Genomic DNA, 1,923 nt, shown 5'->3' with positions numbered 1-1,923 from the left:
TGGGCGTGTAGCTCAGCGGGAGAGCACTACGTTGACATCGTAGGGGTCACAGGTTCAATCCCTGTCACGCCCACCATTCAACTTTATAGTATAAATAAATTATTGAGTTATCATATTCTTCCAAGGTACGGGATTCGGAAATAAGGTTTTGCAATATGCCTCTACAGGTATGTTTTACGGAGTGTTTCTAATATTTTTTTACGTTCTGATAGGGACTCTTGGGGGAAGCCATCTAAAAGTATCATAAACGTAATAACAGCCTCATTTTGCAACAGATTAGAAGTTTGATTTTAAAATTCTTTCGACAAGCATCGGCTTCTTTTCTAAAAAATATTGTTTATTTCCTGATCTATCCTTTGTTTTTCTTAATTCTTTCATGTCTATTGGTATACACTTGTTGTCCAAGCAGTTAGATATAACAACAGTCACTTCGATAGATATAAAACTCTTAGTCTTAAAACTGTATTTTGATTTTACCAATTACAGATTATAATGAAATGTTAAAAAGAGTAAAAAAACAAGATAAAAGCAAATTTTTTCATTCTGAAAATACATTAATTTATAACCATATTTTATTGTTTGCCATGTTGAATGAGAAATCCGAATATCGTAATGTTTTCTCATTCAAACCTATTTATATTGAATTAATCAAAACCGTCTCTCTTACACGTCATAAAAGAAATTGGTATTAGGTAAAAATTGTACAAAAAATCGCTAAAATGCCGATAACTGCCTCAAGTGCTAAGATCTATCGTAACATCGGCAGCTGGCAAATAGGCAAAGTGTATGATAGTGTTGGCTTATTTCTTCATAAGTGTAAAGATGATAGGAGGCAATGGATTTATCATTGTACCACTCACAAGCGCCAGCGTTAAATGGGCTTTTGTGAGCTTTAAGAGATATCTCTTAAAACAAGCGCGTAAAATGGCATTCTCCTCACACTGTATTCCTATTGAAATAATGATCACCTTGAACCGTATGAGTTTAGACCTTCAGATCTCATCTGCATAACATTTTAATGTAATTGTTATCCAATACTAAAATACCTCTAACATGATGTACAAACTATAAAGAAATAAGAAAAAACATTTGAAAATGTAAATATGAAATCTAAAAATTTAACTCTAAGATACAATCTATCTTCATTCATATAAATACACAGTATACATTCTTAAACCTATAAGACTAAGAAAACCTAAACATTGATGAAATCTATAGCCCTACCTGAGAAACAGTGACAATCACGTTAAATCAAATTGGCCGCAAATGCCTCTCATTGAAAAAAACAATATCTTATCTGGGCGGCACATATAACACCTTTTTATACCAAAAAACTATAAAAAAGTAATTCGGTATGAATCACAGCTCCCAAGACAAGAAGATATTCTTCATCTCTTGTACCGTCTGTAAATTTCATCATAAACAGATATCGTTTTTATTCTTCAATGTTTCATAAACGGTTCTAAATCGAATCCATCATGCCTTGTATCTAATCAAAATCGATCTTACCAATGATCATACTGAAAAACGTAATAATATTATTCATAAAAAATAAAAAAATTACAATAGATGTTTTTTTGCAATATGTTTCCTAAAGCATGTAATATAGTAGCAACACGTGGCAAGAAAATGCAGATGCTACAGTTTCGCAAATGAAAGCGCTTTTTTGGCTGGACAGAAGATAAAATGGCATCCCTTTATACCAAAACAGCCGATAGAAAACGACTTGCAATAGAAGCGATCAAAAAGCTACAAAAAGGTTCGGGATAAACATAAAAATAAGTTAAAAGAAACAATGGAATCAAAATTCCCGAACTTTTATATAACACATTGGTTATACTAAAACATGGTGATCCCGACAGGATTCGAACCTGTGACCCACGGCTTAGAAGGCCGTTGCTCTATCCAGCTGAGCTACGGGAC

The 1,923-nt window shown here is 33.0% G+C and carries 1 tRNA gene and 1 pseudogene; both read left to right on the top strand.

Features of this window, described 5'->3' with window-relative positions:
• Nucleotide 1: 1 nt before the first annotated feature.
• Nucleotides 2–76: transfer RNA gene (locus ACFIKE_RS09970), tRNA-Val, on the top strand.
• 1,499 nt (nucleotides 77–1,575) lie between these two features.
• Nucleotides 1,576–1,770: pseudogene (locus ACFIKE_RS09965) on the top strand (integrase); the annotation flags it as partial.
• Between the last annotated feature and the right edge of the window lie 153 nt (nucleotides 1,771–1,923).

Source organism: Bartonella sp. MU70NMGDW, assembly GCF_042194085.1.
GTDB lineage: Bacteria > Pseudomonadota > Alphaproteobacteria > Rhizobiales > Rhizobiaceae > Bartonella > Bartonella grahamii.
The sequence above is the reverse complement of the archived record's forward strand: the minus strand, read 5'-3'. Positions and strand labels throughout refer to the sequence as shown.